Origin of the sequence: Virgibacillus sp. NKC19-16 (assembly GCF_021560035.1) — a bacterium.
Taxonomy (GTDB): Bacteria; Bacillota; Bacilli; order Bacillales; family Amphibacillaceae; genus Virgibacillus_L; species Virgibacillus_L salidurans.
Genome location: NZ_CP074373.1, coordinates 3,474,273 through 3,495,230 on the forward strand (window position 1 = coordinate 3,474,273; position 20,958 = coordinate 3,495,230).

Consider the following 20,958-nt stretch of genomic DNA (forward strand, 5'->3'; position numbering starts at 1 on the left):
AATCATACAATAGTTCTCCCCCAATAAATTAAAAATGACTACCAAATTTATCTACAACTTGATAGTCATTTTGCTTACATTTTTAATGTTTGCGATAGCGGCACCCGTTATATTTCATCCTTCCCGATCCCAAGGAAAATCCGTCCCGAATGTTTCAGCTAACTCTTTTGATTGCTTCCTTCGTTCTTTTCGCTGTTTTGCGCGTTCAGGCGCTTGTTCATGAAGCATCTTTTCCTGATCTGATTCCGGGTAAACGGCTGGAACAGGAGATGGCCTTCCTTTGTTATCTACTGCAACAAATGTGGTGAAAGCTGTTGTACATACTTTTCGGTCACCTGTCAGTAGGTCTTCTGTAACAGCTTTGATAAATACTTCCATCGATGTGTTGTGCGTCCATGTGACAAAAGCTTCCAAACAAATGGAATCTCCTTCCTTCACAGGTGCCAGGAAATCGACTGAATCTGTGGAGGCCGTTACCACTGGCTTTCTGGCATGCCTCACAGCAGCAATTGCAGCCACATCGTCAATATGTGCCATTAATGCACCACCAAATAATGTCCCGTGCGCATTGGTATCCGGTGGCAGGACATGTGATGTTTTTACTGCTAGTGATTGCCAACAAGGTTTTTCTTCCATGTCAAATTCTCCTATTCATTACGTTATGTCAAAAGTTTTGCCAAACATTTGTGTTATAATACTGGCGAAATTAAGCGAGAGACGGATTCCTTGAATCGAATCCCCAATGACCGTTGCTCGTATAATTTTTTCGTTAGTTGTGTTGATAACAAAATATCACGGTTAAACGCATCGTCTAATCGCTGTGTCAGATCCAAGTCATATAAAAATGCGTTTACTTCAAAATTCAATCGGAAACTCCGGACATCGATATTCGCTGTACCTACGGAGGAAATTTTCCCATCTACGACAATTGTCTTCGCATGCAGGAAGCCATTTTGATACATATAAACCTCAGCACCCGCGTTCAGCAAATCCCCTACAGAAGATAGTGTTGCCCAATATACAAACGGGTGATCCGGTTTATTAGGGATCATTATTTTTACATCCACACCTGACAGAACTGCAACTCGGAGTACATCGCGCAGGCTTTCATCCGGAATAAAGTAAGGTGTTTGTATGTAAATATACTCTTTGGCTTCCATAATCATTTTGATATAACCATTTTTGATCTGTTCCCAATCCTGATCCGGCCCGCTTGATACAATTTGCACCCCAACATCGCCAGCGCCTGCAGCATCATAAAACCGATCTTCATACAAAATATCATTACGTGAAGCCTGGTTCCAGTCCAGGATAAATCTTGTTTGCATATTTTGGACCGCATTACCATATATTCGCAGATGCGTGTCACGCCAGTAGCCAAATTTTTTATCTTTCCCAAGATATTCATCACCAATGTTAAACCCGCCAATATAGCCAACTTTCCCGTCAATTATTGCTAATTTACGATGATTCCGGTAATTGATTTTAAAGTTTAATTTGGCAATTTTTGGCGGAAAAAATGCCTCTACAAGGACCCCCGCATGTTGCAGACGCTTAATATATTTACGTCCCAAGCTCCTTGATCCCATATCATCATAGAGTACGCGAACCTCTACACCTTCGTTTGCTTTTTTCACTAAAACATCTGCAAAGCGCTTGCCCAGCTGATCACTCCGAATTCTGTAGTATAACAAATGAATATGATCTGTTGCCATTTCCAAGTCCTGGATGAGTGCATCAAATTTCGCGGCACCATCTGTATAAATATCAACTTTATTATCATGCGTAAAAATCGCATCATCATTCCTCAAGTGCAGGTAAACTAAATCCTCATGTTCCGTTAATTCATCTTGTTTAAAATGGAAACTTCCATCTTCAAGCGCGCGCAACTGCGACTGTACTGCTGCTTTTACGCCCAATCGGCTTTTGGTATCCCATGTAAAAATGCGTTTTTTGCTAATTGGTCTTCCAAAAATTAAATAAAGGACAAACCCTGCAATTGGGAGAAAAAGCAACACCATCAACCATGCCCAAGTGGAACTGGCATCTTTTCTTTCCAAAAAGACAATAGAAAGTCCTAACATTATATTAAAAACGATAATAAACCCTAATAAATATGCCCATATTCCCATCAAGCAAATCTCCCACCTATTTGCGAATGATTAATTTTTGTCTACCTATAATATAGCATAAAGTTACATTTTTTTCGCAACGTACTCATTAATCACGCCAATGTATTTTATACTACCCCAAAAATCGGAAAAGAAAACACGTCTTTATAGTGGAGACAAGAGGATAGAAGTTGGAGGTCGGATTGGAAATCGGCGAGGTGACCGATTTCCATTCTTCATTTTACACTTGATCTAATGCCTGTTCTAAATCCTCCCAAATATCCTCCCATGCCTCAAGCCCGACAGAAAGGCGAATAAGTTGATCCGTTATCCCCATTTTATTGCGCGATTCTTCCGGAACAACTGCGTGGGTCATCGTTGCAGGATGCTGTATTAATGTCTCTGCATCACCAAGACTCACGGCAAGTTTTAAAAAGGACAGCTTATTTAACATTGCTTGAGCATCCGCTTTTGTCCCCTTGATTTCAAATGAGATCAGACCACCGCCACGCTTCATTTGCTTTTCCTTTATCGGATAATCCGGATGACGCCCATCACCTGGGTAGTAGGCGTTTGCAACTTTCGGATGCTTGCGTAATTTTTCAAAAACCCTTTCTGCATTATCACAATGACGATCCAAACGAATGGCCAAGGTTTTGAGTCCTCTAATCAAAAGCCAGGCATCAAACGGAGACATAACGCCGCCAATGTCCTTCTGGGTTGTCATAGCAACCGAATCAAGGAAATCTTTTTTCCCCACAACTAAACCTGCGACGACATCACCGTGCCCGCCAATATATTTCGTCGCACTATGGACAACAACATCAGCTCCCAGCTCAAGCGGCCGCTGTAGATATGGGGTTGAAAATGTATTATCAACGACGACAGGAATACCATACTCTTTTGCAACTTCTGCAACCAGCTGCAAATCGATCAGCTTCATTGTCGGGTTAATCGGGGTTTCAACATAGATTAATGACGTCTCCGGCCTAATCAGAGAGCGAATTTCCTCCTTGGATTCCATAGTGGAGAAGTCATGGGAAATATTGTATTTATCCTTCATCATGGTCAGTAATCCGAATGTGCAGCCATATAAACCGGATGAGCATACAATATGATCACCTGCTTTGGTTAAGGCGATTAAGACGGCAGAAACTGCTGCCATCCCTGAACCAAATGCAAGCCCCCGCTCTCCATTTTCAAGTTTCGCAATACGCTCTTCCAGCACGGTAACGGTTGGATTTCCTATTCGCGAATAGACATACCCCTCTTCCTCACCGGCAAATCGGCGCTCCCCCTGCTGAGCCGAATCAAATGTATAGGTCGATGTTTGAAATAATGGTGTGGTCAAACTCCCAAGCATTTCTTTTGAATCATACCCTTCATGAATAACCGCTGTTTCAAAGTGTTTATGTTTTTTTGACATGAAATTTCCCCCTCATGATTAATGATACGCTACTACTATCATAATCTACAAAACTCATTTTTGAAAGCGTTTTCTTAATCTGATTAATTGCTTTACGATATATTTCCTCTTAAAATTAGTTTACTATAATGACGGAGGGCGCTATATGAAAAACAATCTCGGAATTATATATACAGCATTGGCTTACGTACTATGGGGATTCCTGCCAATCTATTGGAAATTGGTTGAGGACGTTCCTCCCGGGGAGACACTGGCACATCGTATTGTCTGGTCATTTATTTTCATGCTTGGCATTGTATTGATTTTACGAAAATGGACTCCTTTTATACAGGAATTGAACGTCATTATCAGAAACAAGAAAAGACTGCTCGGCATAACCCTTGCATCTATTTTCATCAGTTTGAACTGGCTCACATTTATATGGGCAGTCAATAGTGATCACGTCATTCAAGCAAGTTTGGGATATTATATTAATCCACTTATCAGTATTTTACTGGGGATTATTGTGCTGAAAGAGAAAGTCACAAGAAAACAAGCGCTCTCCTTTATTCTTGCGGGTATCGGCGTCATCTACCTAACATTCAGTTTTGGTGTATTTCCATGGATTTCTATCATTCTAGCGCTTACTTTCGGGTTCTATGGTTTATTGAAAAAGAGGCTTGACGTTAGCGCCATGTTCGGCCTGACCATTGAAACCATGATCGTCACACCGATTGCCTGTCTTTATTTATTCGCCATTCCTGACAGTGCTTTTACACTGGAAAATCTGGTCTCACCTGTGAATTTTCTGTTAATCGGCGCAGGAATCGTGACCGCAGTTCCATTGCTGTTATTTGCAAGCGGAGCTAAGCTAATTCCGCTAGCGATGGTCGGCTTTCTGCAATATATTGCCCCAACGATCATGTTAATTCTCGGCGTATTTCTATACGAAGAACCCTTTACCAGCGGGCATGCTGTAGCATTTGTATTTATTTGGTCTGCTTTGTTTATTTATATGAGTTCAAGATATAAGCGGGGTGGTGCTAGGCGGGAGGCTCGTGAAAAATAAGTCATCTGTATGACTGGGGTTGGAAAAGGGGCAGGAATGAGCGTCATAAGAAGTTCATGGCGACAATAAATCAGGAAAAGATGTATTTGACGTCGACATGAACCTTTCATGACTACCGTGAATCCGAAAATGATACCTTTAACGTTGTCATGAGCTGTTCATGGCTACCGTGAATCCGAAAATATCCCCTTTGACGTCGTCATAAACCGTTCATGGCTACCGCGAACCCGAAAATATCCCCTTTGACGTCGTCATAACCCGTTCATGACTACCGCGAACCCGAAAATATCCCCTTTGACGTCGTCATAAACCGTTCATGGCTACCGCGAACCCGAAAATATCCCCTTTGACGTCGTCATAACCCGTTCATGGCTACCGTGAATCCGAAAATATCCCCTTTGACGTCGTCATAACCCGTTCATGGCTACCGCGAACCCGAAAATATCCCCTTTGACGTCGTCATAACCCGTTCATGACTACCGCGAACCCGAAAATATCCCCTTTGACGTCGTCATAACCCGTTCATGGCTACCGCGAACCCGAAAATATCCCCTTTGACGTCGTCATAACCCGTTCATGGCTACCGTAATCCTGAACATGTTCCCTAACGTTAACATGAACCGTTCATGGCTACCTTAAATCTAAGAAAAGGAGCTAAAGCGGTAGCCATAAAAGGTCTAATCGCCGCATTCAGCATAGTAGGAGTATTTTCCATGACCTATACGTATGAAATTTTTGTTCAATACTCTACTAATCGTTTTCTTTGATTTAATTTCGTTACACCAATCATGAATCACTGTAGTTGTTATTTTTTCATTAGGAAATAGCAATTGAAATTGACCTACATTCCTTAATATAGAAGCATCCGTGTCCTCTTCATGGCCACAGCTATCACAAACTATGTATCTATCTTTTACAGATAACAAAAAGGAATTACATGCAAGGCAGGTTATTCCCTTTTTCAGTTCAGCATAGTCATAATTGGGTATACGAGTGAATGGGGATTCATCTTCACTAAGCTTTACTAGCATTTCAGCAATTTTTATATTTTTATTTCCACCTGATGAACTTCTGCTTAATTGTCTTAGGAAACGATTGAGTTGACTGGGTAAAATAATAGGCACGTCTATAGATGCTTGGAATAATGTGAATTCGGGATTGATAAAAATGATGTGTGATTTGACTGGAAGGTTAACACCGTGATGTTGGAGTAATTGTCTGAGTAAGGATTCGCATCGCGTCAGTTGCAAGACGGGATCTTTAATTTCCTTTTTTGATTTTGTGTACCATCTTTCATTTTCAATAAAGAATTCCCCTTCGTAATTTTTCACATCAATAAGATGGATGAAATTTTCATAAATGATCAGTGTATCAATTTGAAAAAAAGTATTATTCCATTCAAGCAATAAATCATGTAATATGATTAGCCTGTCCGACAATCCCTCCAATCGTGCTGCAAATTTTTGTTCACCTTCATATCCCTTCTCAAGGATTACATAGTATTGCTTATCCGTATCTGATAGATGCATGCGCATATCTAAATATCGGAGGAGCTGCAATTCTCTCGATTCGGTAACCGTCATTTTCTACTTCCTCTCATTCTTTTTAAACTAATAGTATGAAAAAACACCCAATTTATCAAGTTTAATTGAATTCAATTAAATAAAAATTTATTCCCCAAAACGGTTGACATTCCATCCAAATTACCGTTATACTGTTCAGTAATTTAGAAAAATTAATCTCTTATCAAGAGTGGCGGAGGGATAGGCCCTTTGATGCCCGGCAACCTGAAGGCAACACAATTTGCCTTTTACGGTGCTAAATCCTACAGATCAACATTGGTCTGGAAGATAAGAGGAGGATCGTTTACATATACGCCCTCTTCTTAGGAAGGGGGTTATTTATTTATCCCCTCTTCCTCCCAGATACGTTAAAAAGCGGCACTACTGCCAAAAATCCAAGGAGGAATTATTCATGTCTAACTTTCAATTTCACAATCCGGAAACAGTATTACTTCACGGGGGCCAAGAACCGGATCCTGCAACTGGGTCAAGGGCTGTGCCAATCTACCAAACAACATCCTATGTATTTCGCGATACGGAACATGCGCAGAATTTATTTGGCCTAGCAGAACCAGGAAACATTTACAGCCGTATTATGAATCCGACTGTCGATGCTTTTGAGACTCGGATGGCACAACTTGAGGATGGAATCGGGGCTGTCGCAACATCATCCGGGATGGCAGCAATTACACTTTCCATTCTTAATATTGCTGGTTCAGGTGATGAGATCATCGCTGACAGTAATTTATATGGTGGAACGTACAATCTTTTTGCAAATACATTGCCTCGTTACGGTATCGATGTAAAATTCGTTGACGGCACGGATCCTGAAGCAATTCGAGGTGCTATTACAGATAAAACAAAGGCTGTCTTCGCTGAAATTATTACAAATCCAAGTCTGAATATATTTGATGTGGAAACGGTTGGCGAAATCGCACATGAAAACAATATTCCTTTAATCATTGACAATACGTTTGCCACGCCATATGGCACAAAACCACTAACATGGGGTGCAGATATTGTCGTCCACTCTGCGACAAAATGGATTGGTGGGCATGGTACAACAATCGGCGGTGTCGTTGTGGATGGTGGCCGATTTGATTGGGGCAACGGACGCTTCCCTGGTTTTACCGAGCCCGACGCAAGCTACAATGGCCTCCGCTATGTTGATCTGGGGCCAGCAGCCTATGCGACAAAATTACGTGTGCAGCTCCTGCGTGATATCGGTGCGTCCCTGAGTCCACAAAGTGCGTTCTTATTCCTTCAGGGGTTGGAGACATTGCATCTGCGTATTGAGCGTCATAATAAAAATGCCGAAGAGGTCGCAGCTTATTTACAAAAACATCCAGCTGTAGAATGGGTTAATTTCCCAGGGCTAGAAGAGCACCCATCCCATCAGCTTGCGAAAAAATATCTTGCTAAGGGATTCGGTTCTGTTATCACGTTTGGTATCAAAGGCGGCCGAGATGCCGGCAGAAAGTTAATTGATAATGTTACACTCTGGTCCCATGTTGCTAATGTCGGTGATGCAAAATCACTCATTATTCATCCAGCATCAACCACACATCAACAATTAAGCGCGGAGGACTTAGAAAAAAGCGGAACAACGGAAGAATTAGTCCGCCTATCGATTGGCATTGAGTCACCGAAAGATATTTTAGTCGATCTAGATCAAGCCATTGCCAAAGCTGTGGATCAGCCGCCACTTTTTGAAGCTACGGAAGAAGATGCTATAAAATGGCTGCTTACTTCCCCATTTGATCGTAAAGATGGAGGGGCTCGTAAAAAAGTAATTGCAACTGTGACTGATTCTGATAACAAACTTGATAAAAGCGGCAAGCAACTGGCAAAACTCGGATTCAGCGTTATCCCTATCAATGGTGAGTCGAAGCTGGAGGACATTCCTGAAGAAGTGGATGCCGTATGGGTGAACAACAAACAGCTACCGCAATCAACCATTGAGCAATTTATCAATAAACAGGGAAAAATATTGTTAGTGGAAGCACCGGATACGAATGATCAAACATTAGAAAATGCACGTGCTGCAGGGATTACCGTGATTACGAATAAAAATCCGTATGAAGAAGCGGTCCGTCTGAGGAATAACCGTAAAGTAGCGGATCCGTTGGAAGTGTAAGTTGTTGTAAATGCTTAGGGTGAGGTTTTTCTCTGGGGTTGATATTTCTGCCCTGAGGTTGATTCTTTCGCCCTGGGCGAAACTTCCTCCCCACAAGAAGTCATCCAATTTAAGTTTAACTTCTCTCTATAAAGGAAAAAGCATTAAAAATCGCCTTCACAGAAGGCGATTTTTTAGTATGATAAGATCAATCCAAAGGTATATTAAAAATACTTTCGAATTTATTTGCGACATGAGACAATATACTAATTCATACGTATAATATAACAGCCGGGTGTGGTAAACATGAAGAAGAAAAATTTTATGATTGCGATTTTTGTTCTTATCATTGGGGCAGGAATTTTTGCATTAATCAATCGACCTACCGCAACTTTAGATAATATAACGCCTCCGCCAGGTGATGAGACAGAAACAACTCAAAACGAGACAAACGAAGAAGCTAATGAAGAACCGCAGGAAGAAGAGGAAGAAACCGAACAAAGTGATGAAACTGATCAGAGGCAGTTTTCAACGACAATTTTCGAGGCGTTTCAGGAAACAGTTGATTTCTTTACCAATCGAGACACACACATTGTTGCTGTTGGCGACTCCCTAACACAAGGGGTCGGAAGCAGTGATGACCAGGGCGGTTATGTTGAAATACTGGATCGCGCTATCAATGCTGAAAACCAAATTGTGTCATTTGATAATTTTGGCATACGCGGCGATCGATCAGATCAGCTGTTGGAACGCTTGGATAATCCGGAAGTTTCCAACGCAATTGAAGAAGCGGATATTGTTTTAATAACGATCGGGGCAAATGATATCATGAAAGTATTCAGGGAAAATTTTACGAACTTAACGATCGAGGAGTTTAGAGAGGAACGGGTCAATTATGAAGAAAGGCTCAACCAAATTTTTACCAAGCTTCAAAATATAAATCCGAACACCGATATATATTTATTAGGATTTTATAACCCCTTCGAACAATACTTTCAGGATATTGAAGAACTTGGTATGATTGTGGAGTCATGGAATAGAACCGGAAGTGACATTGCCGAGGAAGACGCGGCTATCACATTCATCCCAACAGTCGATTTATTCAATGATCCAGACGCAGATTTATTCGCAGACGATAACTTTCATCCAAATGATCGTGGCTATCAACGAATGGCAAGAAGGGTGATGGATTATTTAACTAATGAAGAAGGATGAGCGCGATGTCACAACGAAAAGAACTCCATCAATCGAATAAAAATAAATGGAAACGATTATTTTATGGTTTATTAAGTGTGAATGTCCTTTTTTTGCTGGTCATCGTCGCACTCATTTTCTGGCCTGTTTCCGAGAACACCTTTCCATCAAATGAGGAGCAGGAAGCACAAGAAAGCTCCGAGTTTACGGTTCGAACGACCAAAAATAACTTGAATGAATTGATCAATGCCTATATAGATCAGGCATTATCGAACACAGGTCACGAGTATAGCATCTCCCTTGAGGAAGATGTCCATTTAATTGGCGAGTTGCCGGTATTTTCCAGTACTGTGCCACTTTCCGTTCATTTAGAACCACTCGTGCAAGAAAATGGGGATCTCATTTTAGAACAAAGATCAATCTCGCTTGGATTATTGGAATTACCGAATCAAAGAATTATGTCATATATGGAACAATATTTATCAATGCCTGAATGGGTAACGATCAACCCACAAGATGAGGAAATTTATGTTGCGGTTACCGACATGGACCTGCGTAGTAACTTTGAAGTCAGTGTGGAACATATTGATTTGGAGGCAAATAATATCGCATTTAATATTCGAATTCCATATCGGACATTAGGCATTGACCAGATAGAACCATAATAGGAAAAGCTGAACCAGCACTACCGAAAATTGATGGGTTCAGCTTTTTTCATTAAAAAAAGAACCGCTACACCTAGTGTATGGCTCTTCTCATCTGATAACAAATCGTTTCACTTTTGCGGATAATAATAAGATTACTGATTGCTTTTGCAATTTTTGCTTACGCTTCACTAATTTTCTCTCTGTATCCATGAAGTAATCGCTGAGTTTTCCTTGATAAATCAGTTGCATGCCCTCATGCGTTCGAATATCAGCAGGCGTCGTAAAGCATGCAGGCTTCATAAACTGAAATGTCTCTAGATCCCGTAATACCGTCGCCACAAACTGGGAACAAAATAAGGCATTCCTGCGATTAATTTCAAATTGGAATAAGACACCAAGAAGACCAATAAAATTAAATTTATACGCTTCTTTCTTTGCTTCAATTTCTTTTATATGATGGATAATTACTTCACAGTCGTTTTCAGAAACCGTGTAGCTGTAAATAGCAGAATTCGAGTTTTTCATAAAATCACTGTGGGGGTCCTCCCGTATAAATCCACCAATAAATGGATTACGTGGCTGTTTCCGCCCAAAGCTGTATATCTCTTTTAATTTCGGATCAAAGCTGATTGATACATGATTTAGTGATTGATTTGTACAGAAATTAATCACCTTGGATAAATAGGTTCCTGTATCCGTAAAAAGAAAGTAAATCGTCCTTTCTCCCATCAAATCTCCCCTCATCGCCCTTTTATTTTTTAATACGGCAGGTTTTCGGTAATCTCGTTACTTAGTACGTGAGCAGTGTTTTTTATTTGATGACACCTTATTGTTACATATTTTCACATAAAAATACACCCTTTTTTACTATTATTTAAAAAATTGGCAACTAAAATGTATTCAGTGTTCTTACTGGAGGTTCACCCCCGTTTTGGACTGGTTGTGTCCCGTTTGGGCACGATTCTCTCCCGGTTTAGTGCTTCCCTCTCCCGGTTTGAAAAGCCTCTCTCCCGTTTTACCGTTCCCTACCTCGTTTTAAAACAGCTCCCTCCCTTTTCGCCTTCCTCTCCCCCCATTCAACCACTAAACGTTGACGAAACCGAAGAAATGCCGTAAGCTAATCTTGTGTACTATTTTTTATTGGAGGAATATCATAATCGATGATTAATGTTTCTAATGTAAGTTTACAATATGGTGGTAAGAAGTTATTTGAAGATGTTAATTTAAAATTCACCCCTGGTAACTGCTATGGATTAATTGGTGCAAATGGTGCCGGTAAATCCACTTTTCTTAAAGTATTATCAGGCGAAATAGAACCGCAATCCGGTGGTATTTCCTTGTCCTCCGGAGAAAGAATTGCCGTGTTAAAACAGGACCACTTCGCCTATGAAGATGAGCAGGTGCTGGAAGTTGTTTTAATGGGCCATGAAAAATTATATGAAGTGAAACAGGAAAAAGACGCTATTTATATGAAACCCGACTTTTCAGAAGAAGATGGCATGCGTGCTGCTGAACTGGAAGGCGAATTTGCTGAAATGAATGGTTGGGAAGCAGAATCAGATGCTGCTGTTCTACTAAAAGGGCTCGGAATCGATGAATCCCTTCATATGAAACAAATGAATGAATTAACAGAAAGCCAAAAAGTAAAAATCTTGCTTGCTCAAGCCTTATTCGGCAATCCCGATATTTTACTACTGGATGAGCCAACAAACGGACTTGATATCCATGCCATTCAGTGGCTGGAAGAGTTTCTGATTAACTTTGAAAACACGGTAATCGTCGTGTCACACGACAGGCACTTTTTAAATAAAGTATGCACACATATTGCCGATGTTGACTATGGGAAAATTCAAATTTATATCGGAAACTATGATTTCTGGTATGAGTCCAGCCAACTGGCAAACAGAATGGCTCAGGAACAGAATAAGAAAAAAGAAGAAAAAATTAAAGATCTGCAGGCCTTTATTGCCAGATTTAGTGCCAATGCATCGAAATCTAAGCAGGCAACGTCACGCAAGAAATTACTGGACAGCATCACACTGGATGATATTAAACCATCATCCCGTAAATACCCGTATATCGCCTTTACACCAGATCGCGAAATCGGTAATGACTTGCTGCGTGTTGACGGATTAACGAAAACCATCAATGGCAAAAAAGTGCTGGATAATGTGAGTTTTACCATGAACAAGGATGATAAAATCGCGTTTGTCGGGAAAAATGATATTGCCAAAACGACCCTATTTCAAATTATAATGGGCGAGATGGAGCCGGATGCGGGCACATATAAATGGGGCGTAACCACATCGCAGTCCTATTTTCCAAAAGATAACACTGCATTTTTTGAAAATAATGATCTGCCATTGGTCGAGTGGCTTCGTCAATATTCTCCAGAAGATCAGACGGAGACATTCCTGCGCAGCTTCCTGGGAAGAATGTTGTTTTCCGGCGAAGAAGCACTAAAAAAGGCAAATGTGCTATCAGGTGGCGAAAAGGTTCGCTGTATGCTATCAAAAATGATGCTATCCGGTGCAAATGTGCTCGTATTGGATGAACCTACAAATCACTTGGACCTGGAGTCGATTCAATCCTTAAATAATGGCTTAATCCGATTTAAAGGATCGATCCTGTTTACATCACATGACCATCAATTCGTTCAAAGTGTAGCGAACCGCCTTATCGAAATTACGCCAAATGGCATTATAGATAAAGAAATGAGCTACGATGACTATGTGCAAGATCGCAAGTTGCAGGAAGAAATTGAACAAATGTATGCTAGTTAATGAAAAGAGCGCACTCCTAATGGAGAGCGCTCTTTTAGTGCTGGCGGTTGGGGGCCGGCGTTGAAAAAATGCTAGTGGCTGGACAATTCGACATGTGCGCGGGATGAACCGATTTGTGCGCGGAACGAATGCTCACGTACGCTGGACAAACTGCTCTGTCCGCGGAACAAATACCTACCTCCGCGGGACGAGCCGGCTTGCACGCGGAATAAATACCTGCGTTCGTGCCGGATTTATCATATTGTTGAACAAGGTTAATATAATTTCCATTTCATTTTTCATTTAACTGGCCCTATCAAGAAATAAAAAGTAAGGGTTATCCTCATTTCCTTCTCTCTTTCCTTGTAAAAAGCAGAACTTGAGAAACAACGGCAAGTACAGGTAACTCAATCAAAGGGCCAATCACTAGAGCTAGGGATATGAGTGGCTGGTCTGGAAATGCTGTGACAGCTATAGCTAATGCAACCGGTGAGTTTCTGGCTATAATCGTCATACTTAAGCTAACCGAATCTTCATAGGAAAAGTTTAAGAACCTTCCGACCAAGCGCCCTATCACATAGTTAATAACAAAAAACATCAAAATTGGTATTATTAATATGTAAATGACTTCAAGGTTTTCAAGTAGATAAGAACCTTGGGAAGCAAACATTGCCATAATGGCCAAGGCTAAAAAGAAAATCTGGGCATTGGCGAAAAAAGGAATAACCTTGTTGTTTAAAATTGATTCTCTTCTTCTTAATAAGAATCGCGTTAGATGCGCAAGAATGAAAGGAATAACCAAGACAATCATTATACTTTCTATAAGCGTCGATATGGGTATCGTTTCAATAGTTCCAGCAAATAAGAGTAAATATACAGGCAGAAGCACGACCTGTAAAATTAAATTAATTGGTAAAATTGATGTTGAAAGAGATACATTTCCTTTTGCAATTCCTGTAAACGCGAGGTACCAATCTGTACAAGGTGTCACCATAAGCATGATAAAACCAATCCATAAAGCAGGATAATCCGATAGGAAAACAGCTCCTAACCCCCAAGCTAGAATTGGAGTCCATATAAAATTAATGATTGTGCTGGACCCTAGGAATTTACTATTCAAAAAGGACTCCTTCAACTGTTGCAGTGGAATCGTTAAAAATAATCCATATAGCATCAAGAAAAGAAACGGAACAACGAAAGTATCCGCATCGTTTTCAGTGATGTCCGCCTGTCCTACTAAAAGACCTAAACCAACAGCAAATAGTATAATAAAAGTTTGTAGTTTATCTAACGTCCCCATAAATATATCTCTTTTCTTTTAAAAAGGTAACTGTGATTTTCCTACAAATTAGTATAATATAATCTAGTAATTATTGCTTTTATTTCGCGTTATCTTTTATGGAACTTCGTATGTTGACAAAGCTACTATTACACGACAATATGTAATTATAGAATGGAGAAGAAAAAGTATTAAAGACGTTTGTACCCAGATATATTGGAGATGAAAAAATGATTGCAACGATATTCACCGCTATTGCAGTTTATATAGCCACAGGTATTGATTACCTGATTATATTAATCCTTCTATTTTCGCAATTAAAAAAAGGTCAAATGAAACATATTTGGATTGGACAATATTTAGGCACTGTAATTATCGTGTCAGTAAGTCTGTTAGCAGCTTATGGTGTCAATTTCGTCCCTCAACAATGGGTTGTAGGCCTCCTTGGGCTTTTGCCAATATATTTAGGTGTGAAAATATGGATTAAAGGAGAGGAAGACGCAGATGAAAATAATCTCCTATCTGTTTTATCTTCCAATCGTTTTAATCAACTCTATTTAACGGTAACCTTTATCGTATTAGCTTCTAGCGCAGATGACTTTTCCATTTATATACCATATTTCACTACGTTAAACGCGATTGAAATACCGGTTGTAATGCTAGTCTTTTTTGTCATGGTGGGGGTATTATGCTATTTCAGTTATAGACTTGCTTCTGTGAATTATATCTCGGAAAAAATCGAAGAATACGAACGTTGGATTGTTCCCATCGTGTTCATCGGTTTAGGGCTATATATTATGTATGAGAATGGTACAATCAACACTTTACTTTTTTGTAAACTACCAGGTAGCAGTAAATATAAAGGGTAATTTATTTATGATAGCAAGAAAAGGGGCTATTATTAACCCCTTTTCCGGTTTCACATTATAAAATTGCGTTTTCAATTCCCTTAATCATGTCATAGGCACCCTCAGATTCATTTGAGCAAACCACGATGGTAAGATATATATCAGGATAATGCACTGCTCGAAAGTTTACACCAGGATCATAGCCCATTAAGATATACTTCACAACACCATTTTGATTCGTCTCCATATACCCTCCGTAGCCGTTAAAAATATCTTCTATAACCTCTGCACGGGAGCGCAATAAAGTCCGAGTCATTTCTTCCGTTAGCAGCTGATGATTCATTAGTGCATCCCAAAACGTAATCATATCTTTTGCCGTCACATAGGCTCCACCATCGGAAGCAGGTTTTGCTGGAAGTGAATAGACATTAGTCTTCCAGCCGCCGTTAGGCTTTTCAATATAACCAAGAGCGACTCTCTCCGGCAGTTCATCCATTTCAAAATATCCGGAATCAGCCATCCCAGCCTTTTGAAAGATAAATTGCTCGATATAATCACTAAAGGCAAGCCCACTAACATGTTCAACAATAAGACCTAAGACAATATAGCCTGCATTATTATAGTGAAAAGAGCTACCAACGTCTGCTTTCATTTTCCGGTTTTCAAACAATGGCAAGAAATCGTGCAACATACGGATATGATACATAGGCGTGGACACCCATAGTTCTTCGTAATCGTTCATCTCATCCTCATCAAAATAATCTGGTATTCCTGATGTATGGGTGAGCAAGTGGTGAATCGTCACCCCTTCATCAAAATGAGGAAAGTCGATATCCAGGCAATTTTTTACCTTTGTATCGAAAGAAATTTTTCCTTTCTCAACCAGTTGGCAAATCGCAACGGATGTGAAGATTTTACAGCCCGAAGCAATTGCGTATCGAGTGTTTGTTTGATTTTTAATTTTTTCAGAGCGATTGGCAAAGCCATAACTTCCTGTTAAAATATGCTCCATTGATTTTGCGTAAAACGTTCCAGAAAATTGGATGCTGTCTTGTATTTTGCGTATTTTATTTATTGCACCATTATTATTCATTTAAAATCCTCCTAAATGCCCCTTTTACAGGTTTTAATTATACAAATTTAAGAATAAGAAAAAGGCCACATTTAGTTAGATGCTTCACATTTGATAATGGATCATACGCTCATCTCCCCTTTTCAAAAATAGTAACATATTTTTGAAATTTTTAAAAGTAATTTTAAGGTATACAGCTATCCGACAGATAACCGCAAAATTGTCCTTAATTCAACAAACGGCTCCTCCCTACCTACAGGATGAAGCCGCTGAAGTTAATTTATCAATATTCAATTCGTGCACTAGTAATACTTATTCCACCCATTCGATTTGAAAGGCCATTCCACCTTTAATGAATGGCAATAGGGGCCTGTCTTCCTCCATAACTTGACCAATGACATTCACCTTTTCATCGGCTGGAAGTGTGCGTTTTGTAATTTGAATCTCACCTTGGTACCGTCCATAGTTTTCGTTATCTACAGTAATGGATCCTTCTTTTCGCACTACGGTATGATGTGGCTCAACGGGAAGGTCACCAATAAGTCCGTATTGTCTGGATTCAGCGGAACGAATGACGTCCCTTGCTGCATCGAGACGATTTGTCTGTTTCACTTCTAAGCTTTTTTTAACACGTTGATTGCTGGTAAAGCTTTTGGCTCTGACTAAAACCGTACGATCCGTGTAGTTGGCAAATTTATCTTCAGACATATCACCGACAGATGGATCACCAATGAATATTTTGTCTACCCATGGATTATGTTGTAACTCCATAAAAGATGAAAACGTTGATTGACCTCGATGCGCTTCTATCGTTGGCAGTCCTTGAAAGAGGGGGCCTCGTTGTTCCCCATCTCCTGGAATAAATGTCATGACCTTGATTCCCTCTGATTTCAAAAAGTGATTTTTTTCATTAAAATCTTCCACACCCAAGCCAGTTTCAGGTCGCGGGTAGTAATTATGCCATGCTTCAAGCGATGAGAAGTTTGCACCGTATTTTCGTAAATGGGTTATGTTTTCTGATGTAATGGTACTTGCGTTTAAGGCAACGATCATTTTATGGGATAACTGTGCTATTGTTTCATCGGAGATTCCATAATCAATACGCAAGCCGGTTAGTCCCCATTCTTTCAATTGATCAGCATTATCCCAGGAAAATCCAAGATAGTCTAATGATTCAGGCGAGATATCGGCAATCAATTCCATATTATATTTGATGGCGAGTTTGCCTAATTTAGACAAGCTTTCTTTATATGTTTCTGGATTGTCTTCAGGGATATGCAAGGATGTAAAAATACTGGTGAAGCCCAGTTGATTCATTTTCTTGATATAAGTCTCTTGTTGATCTATGGATAAATTGGATAAATAGATGGAAATTCCGAGCATTTATGTCCACACCTTTCAAATCAATATAGTAAAGAGGGATAAAATAAATCCCTCCTTTTTTCGACAGGCTCAAGCACCCTTATTCTTTAATCTAAGTTATCCGCCATTTCCTCTTTAAATCCGAAGAAATACGTGAATAAAAATCCTGCTATATACGTGATAACTAGGCCGAAAAAGTATACTAGGAACTGATTATCGGTAATCAGCGGAATTAATGGAATACCGGAAATCCCAATACCCGATGATGCTGTATTCATAATCGCCTGAAAGGCCCCACCAACTGATGCACCAAGACAAGCTGTTAAGAATGGTCGTCCGAGTGGTAGGGTAACACCGTAAATCAATGGTTCACCAATTCCCAGAAACCCAGTTGGAAGCCCGCCTTTAATTACGTTACGAAGACGATTATTTTTTGTTCTCGTATAAATGGCAATAGCTGCACCAACTTGACTTGCTCCAGCCATAGCCAGAATTGGCAGTAATGCAGTCTCTCCAAACGTATTAATTAATTCCAAATGAATTGGCGTTAACCCGTGGTGCAGACCTACCATCACTAAAGGCAGGAAGAACCCTGCCAGGACAGCCCCCGCAGCCGCACTGCCAAAGATACCGCCCAAATCTAAAATCATATTAATTCCGGATGTAATTCCAGTAGAGAGAACACCGGCAACTGGCTGTACAACAACTAAGGTCAACATGCCAACCACTAATATAGTAAGAGCCGGAGTGAAAATAATATCGACAACACTTGGGATGATTTTTCTAAACAGCTTTTCAAAAACTACCATAAGCCACGCAGCAAACATTGCACCAATTAACCCGCCGTAACCAGGAGATAATTCGTTTCCAAACACTGTAATGTCTGCCAGGGCCGGATTCATGGTTATAATACCTGCGATAGCACCTAACACTGGTGTACCGCCAAATTCCTTCGCTGTATTCCAACCGACGACAATAGCTAAATAACCAAAAATACTTCCGCCCAGTACAGTAAGTATTTGCATCCATGTTAATGTCGTATCGACGCCTGAATTGACTAGCACTCCTGCGATACCATTAATGATACCAGAACCAACAATACCAGGGATTAATGGGATGAAAATGCTACCAATTTTCCGCAGCAAATTTTTCATCGGTGTGTTATTTTTCTTTTTGATTTCTGCTTTTTTCATTTTAGCAGGATCATCTTCTTCCACATCCAATTCTTCACCCATTTTTATGTTCGTGATATTGGAAACATGGTCTGCAACCTTATTGACCGTTCCAGGACCTATCACAAGTTGCAGGGTATCATCTTCAACGACACCCATGACACCATCTGTTTGTTTTAATTGTTTCACATCAGCTTTTTGATCATCTTTTAAATCAAGGCGCAGACGGGTCATACAATGGGTAAAGGAACGAATATTTTCCTCACCGCCAATTTGATCCAGTATGTCTCTGGCCAGTTTCTCCTCTTTTTTCATCAGGTCTCCTCCTAGTTGTATTATTTCGTATTACGAATACGTCCCTTTGACTCTTTTAATTTTTCTGTTGCTTGTTCAAAGTTGCAGTCTAATAAAATCATAACAATTGCTGCTTTCACTTCATGATTCGCTTTTTCAAGATAATCTGCTGCTGTTTCATAGTCAGCATTTGTTGCTTCCATGATAATTTGCTTGGATCGTTCGGTTAATTTCTGATTGGTTGCCTGTACATCTACCATTAAATTTTGATAAACCTTGCCGATACCTATCATAGCTGTGGTGGTAATCATGTTTAAAACAAGTTTTTGAGCAGTTCCCGCTTTTAATCGAGTAGAACCGGTGAGAACTTCTGGGCCTGTTACCGCTTCAATGGCAACACTGGCGACTTCTCCTATTTTTGAATCCTTGTTGTTGCTAATACTGACGGTACTGGCACCAATCCGATTTGCGTATTTGAGACCACCCATTACATAGGGGGTTCTGCCACTTGCAGCTATCCCAACGACTGTATCATTCTTCGTTAATGAAATGGATTTCAGGTCATCACCTCCTAAAACTTCACTATCTTCAGCACCTTCCACTGCATCCGTAATCGCTTTCAAACCACCCGCAATTAAACCCTGAACTTTTTCTTTTGATACACCAAAGGTCGGGGGGCATTCAGATGCATCTAGAATACCTAGACGACCGCTTGTCCCAGCACCAAGATAAATTAACCTGCCACCTTGATGAAAAGAATTGATAACGGAATTGACAGCCTTTTCAATTTGTGGAATCTCACTAGCAATAGCTAATGGAACCTTTTGATCTTCCTGGTTCATCGTTTGCAGGATTTCTTTAATAGATTTTGTATCTATATCTATCGTTTGCGCGTTTCTAGTTTCTGTTGTTAATTGATTTAGCATTTTTTCATCCTTTCACCCGAGGTTGCTTACACTTATAGTTTATAAATTATGAAACTATAAGTCAATAATAATAGATTAAATTATGAAATTAAATTTCATTTCATTCAAAAAAACATGATCCTATCGTCTTAAACGTACGACTTCATTTCTTGCTTCATGGTATTGCGGGAGTACGTCTTCTCCTTTTCTATTAAGGACACTAAGATATAATGCATCAATAATCGTCAGCTGTGTCATTCTGGAAGGAATGCTTCCAATACGATAATCATGTTCAACGACTGGTGTACAAAGACGAATATCTGCTTCTTTGTATAGTGGAGATTTGTCGAGATTCGTAATGGCGATAACCGTCGCCCCCTCTTTTTGAGTGAATCTGGATAATTCCAGCACATCTTTTGTCTTTCCTGACATACTGATTGCGATAACCACATCATGTTTCGTTAAATAAGGAATAGAAGATAATAAAAAGTGGAAATCCTGGTGAGCTGTACATGGATATCCTAATTTTGTAAATTTATAGTAGGCATCAACTGCTGCTGTTGCCGACCCTCCAACCCCGTACAAGATAAGTCTATTTGCATTATTAATCGTTTCAACTGCTTGCTCAAACTCTTTTCGATCCAATGATGTAGCTATTTCCTCAATGGCTGACTTGTTAACATGAGCTACTTTATGGAAAATATCATAGGGTTCGCTCTTTTTTTGCAGGAAATCTAAATCGGTAATGTTCTTATCGCTCGTAGCTAACTCTTTAGCAAGTCCAAGTTTAAATGATTTGAAACTCCCTATCCCAATTGATTTACAGAAGCGAATGACACTGGATTCACTGGTACCGGCTTTCTTTGCCAAGTCCTTTGTAGTCATATCGGGAATAAGCTCAGGATTTTCTAAGACATAAACTCCCATTTTTTTCTCGGCCTCAGATAAAGTTTGAAGGTTAGATTTAATTCTTGTCAGTAAAGAACTCATTTGGTCTAATTCCTCTCTTTTTCATTTTCTACATCACATTATACAGAAAGATAGAAATAAGAAACAGTGATCTATGGATGGAAGAATCATTTACGCTTATTTCTCTTGCAATTTTAATTTTTTTATTTAACAATTAGGATAAATGGATATTTTTTATTGATGGAAAAACC

Annotated in this window: 17 protein-coding genes and 1 riboswitch; of the genes, 6 read left to right on the plus strand and 11 right to left on the minus strand. The window is 39.8% G+C overall.

The features are described 5' to 3' along the window. Positions 1–114: 114 nt before the first annotated feature. The 3 genes from KFZ58_RS17295 to megL form a co-directional block, all read right to left on the minus strand. Positions 115–636 (minus strand): acyl-CoA thioesterase, encoded by a 522-nt coding sequence (locus tag KFZ58_RS17295; protein WP_235792525.1) that lies wholly within the window; start codon positions 634–636, stop codon positions 115–117. Between the two features lie 53 nt (positions 637–689). Then, positions 690–2,132: a cardiolipin synthase gene (cls, locus tag KFZ58_RS17300; protein WP_235792526.1), complete on the minus strand. Its 1,443-nt coding sequence runs from the start codon at positions 2,130–2,132 to the stop codon at positions 690–692. 220 nt (positions 2,133–2,352) lie between these two features. Further along, positions 2,353–3,537: a methionine gamma-lyase gene (gene megL / locus KFZ58_RS17305; RefSeq protein ID WP_235792527.1), complete on the minus strand. Its 1,185-nt coding sequence runs from the start codon at positions 3,535–3,537 to the stop codon at positions 2,353–2,355. Positions 3,538–3,682: 145 nt separating this feature from the next. Between megL and rarD the strand changes: the two genes are divergently transcribed. Beyond that, positions 3,683–4,585 carry an EamA family transporter RarD gene (gene rarD / locus KFZ58_RS17310; RefSeq protein WP_235792528.1) on the plus strand — a complete coding sequence of 301 codons (903 nt, stop codon included), beginning with the start codon at positions 3,683–3,685 and terminating at the stop codon, positions 4,583–4,585. 677 nt (positions 4,586–5,262) lie between these two features. On the opposite strand, the gene KFZ58_RS17315 is transcribed toward rarD, so the two are convergent. Then, complete coding sequence (locus KFZ58_RS17315) at positions 5,263–6,114, minus strand: nuclease-related domain-containing protein (RefSeq protein ID WP_235792529.1); 852 nt, start codon at positions 6,112–6,114, stop codon at positions 5,263–5,265. A gap of 211 nt (positions 6,115–6,325) precedes the next feature. Then, positions 6,326–6,442, plus strand: a riboswitch (SAM riboswitch). 117 nt (positions 6,443–6,559) lie between these two features. Here KFZ58_RS17315 and KFZ58_RS17320 point away from each other — a divergent pair. The 3 genes from KFZ58_RS17320 (at position 6,560) to KFZ58_RS17330 (ending at position 10,122) form a co-directional block, all read left to right on the plus strand. Next, positions 6,560–8,284, plus strand: a complete 1,725-nt coding sequence (locus tag KFZ58_RS17320) for a PLP-dependent aspartate aminotransferase family protein (protein ID WP_235792530.1) — start codon at positions 6,560–6,562, stop codon at positions 8,282–8,284. A 285-nt stretch (positions 8,285–8,569) separates the two neighbouring features. Beyond that, the gene (locus KFZ58_RS17325) at positions 8,570–9,478 is read left to right on the plus strand and encodes an SGNH/GDSL hydrolase family protein (protein ID WP_235792531.1); all 909 of its coding nucleotides are present in this window, start codon (positions 8,570–8,572) and stop codon (positions 9,476–9,478) included. A 5-nt stretch (positions 9,479–9,483) separates the two neighbouring features. Next, a complete protein-coding gene (locus KFZ58_RS17330) occupies positions 9,484–10,122 on the plus strand; it encodes a YpmS family protein (RefSeq protein WP_235792532.1) in 639 nt (212 codons plus the stop codon). Positions 10,123–10,212: 90 nt separating this feature from the next. Here KFZ58_RS17330 and KFZ58_RS17335 read toward each other — a convergent pair whose 3' ends face one another. Continuing rightward, a complete protein-coding gene (locus tag KFZ58_RS17335) occupies positions 10,213–10,833 on the minus strand; it encodes a hypothetical protein (protein ID WP_235792533.1) in 621 nt (206 codons plus the stop codon). 431 nt (positions 10,834–11,264) lie between these two features. On the opposite strand from KFZ58_RS17335, the gene KFZ58_RS17340 reads away from it, so the two are divergent. Then, a complete protein-coding gene (locus KFZ58_RS17340) occupies positions 11,265–12,887 on the plus strand; it encodes an ABC-F family ATP-binding cassette domain-containing protein (RefSeq protein ID WP_235792534.1) in 1,623 nt (540 codons plus the stop codon). 322 nt (positions 12,888–13,209) lie between these two features. Here KFZ58_RS17340 and KFZ58_RS17345 read toward each other — a convergent pair whose 3' ends face one another. Continuing rightward, the gene (locus tag KFZ58_RS17345; protein WP_235792535.1) at positions 13,210–14,166 is read right to left on the minus strand and encodes an arsenic resistance protein; all 957 of its coding nucleotides are present in this window, start codon (positions 14,164–14,166) and stop codon (positions 13,210–13,212) included. Positions 14,167–14,375: 209 nt separating this feature from the next. Between KFZ58_RS17345 and KFZ58_RS17350 the strand changes: the two genes are divergently transcribed. Continuing rightward, positions 14,376–15,014 carry a CadD family cadmium resistance transporter gene (locus KFZ58_RS17350; RefSeq protein WP_235792536.1) on the plus strand — a complete coding sequence of 213 codons (639 nt, stop codon included), beginning with the start codon at positions 14,376–14,378 and terminating at the stop codon, positions 15,012–15,014. A 55-nt stretch (positions 15,015–15,069) separates the two neighbouring features. On the opposite strand, the gene KFZ58_RS17355 is transcribed toward KFZ58_RS17350, so the two are convergent. From KFZ58_RS17355 to KFZ58_RS17375, 5 genes are all read right to left on the minus strand, one after another. After that, positions 15,070–16,086 carry a serine hydrolase domain-containing protein gene (locus KFZ58_RS17355; RefSeq protein ID WP_235792537.1) on the minus strand — a complete coding sequence of 339 codons (1,017 nt, stop codon included), beginning with the start codon at positions 16,084–16,086 and terminating at the stop codon, positions 15,070–15,072. A gap of 291 nt (positions 16,087–16,377) precedes the next feature. Next, complete coding sequence (locus tag KFZ58_RS17360; RefSeq protein WP_235792538.1) at positions 16,378–17,448, minus strand: DUF871 domain-containing protein; 1,071 nt, start codon at positions 17,446–17,448, stop codon at positions 16,378–16,380. Between the two features lie 86 nt (positions 17,449–17,534). Next, positions 17,535–18,914: a PTS transporter subunit EIIC gene (locus KFZ58_RS17365; RefSeq protein ID WP_235792539.1), complete on the minus strand. Its 1,380-nt coding sequence runs from the start codon at positions 18,912–18,914 to the stop codon at positions 17,535–17,537. Between the two features lie 20 nt (positions 18,915–18,934). Beyond that, positions 18,935–19,819, minus strand: a complete 885-nt coding sequence (gene murQ / locus KFZ58_RS17370; RefSeq protein WP_235792540.1) for an N-acetylmuramic acid 6-phosphate etherase — start codon at positions 19,817–19,819, stop codon at positions 18,935–18,937. Positions 19,820–19,939: 120 nt separating this feature from the next. Beyond that, positions 19,940–20,788 (minus strand): MurR/RpiR family transcriptional regulator, encoded by an 849-nt coding sequence (locus KFZ58_RS17375; protein WP_235792541.1) that lies wholly within the window; start codon positions 20,786–20,788, stop codon positions 19,940–19,942. Positions 20,789–20,958: the final 170 nt, after the last annotated feature.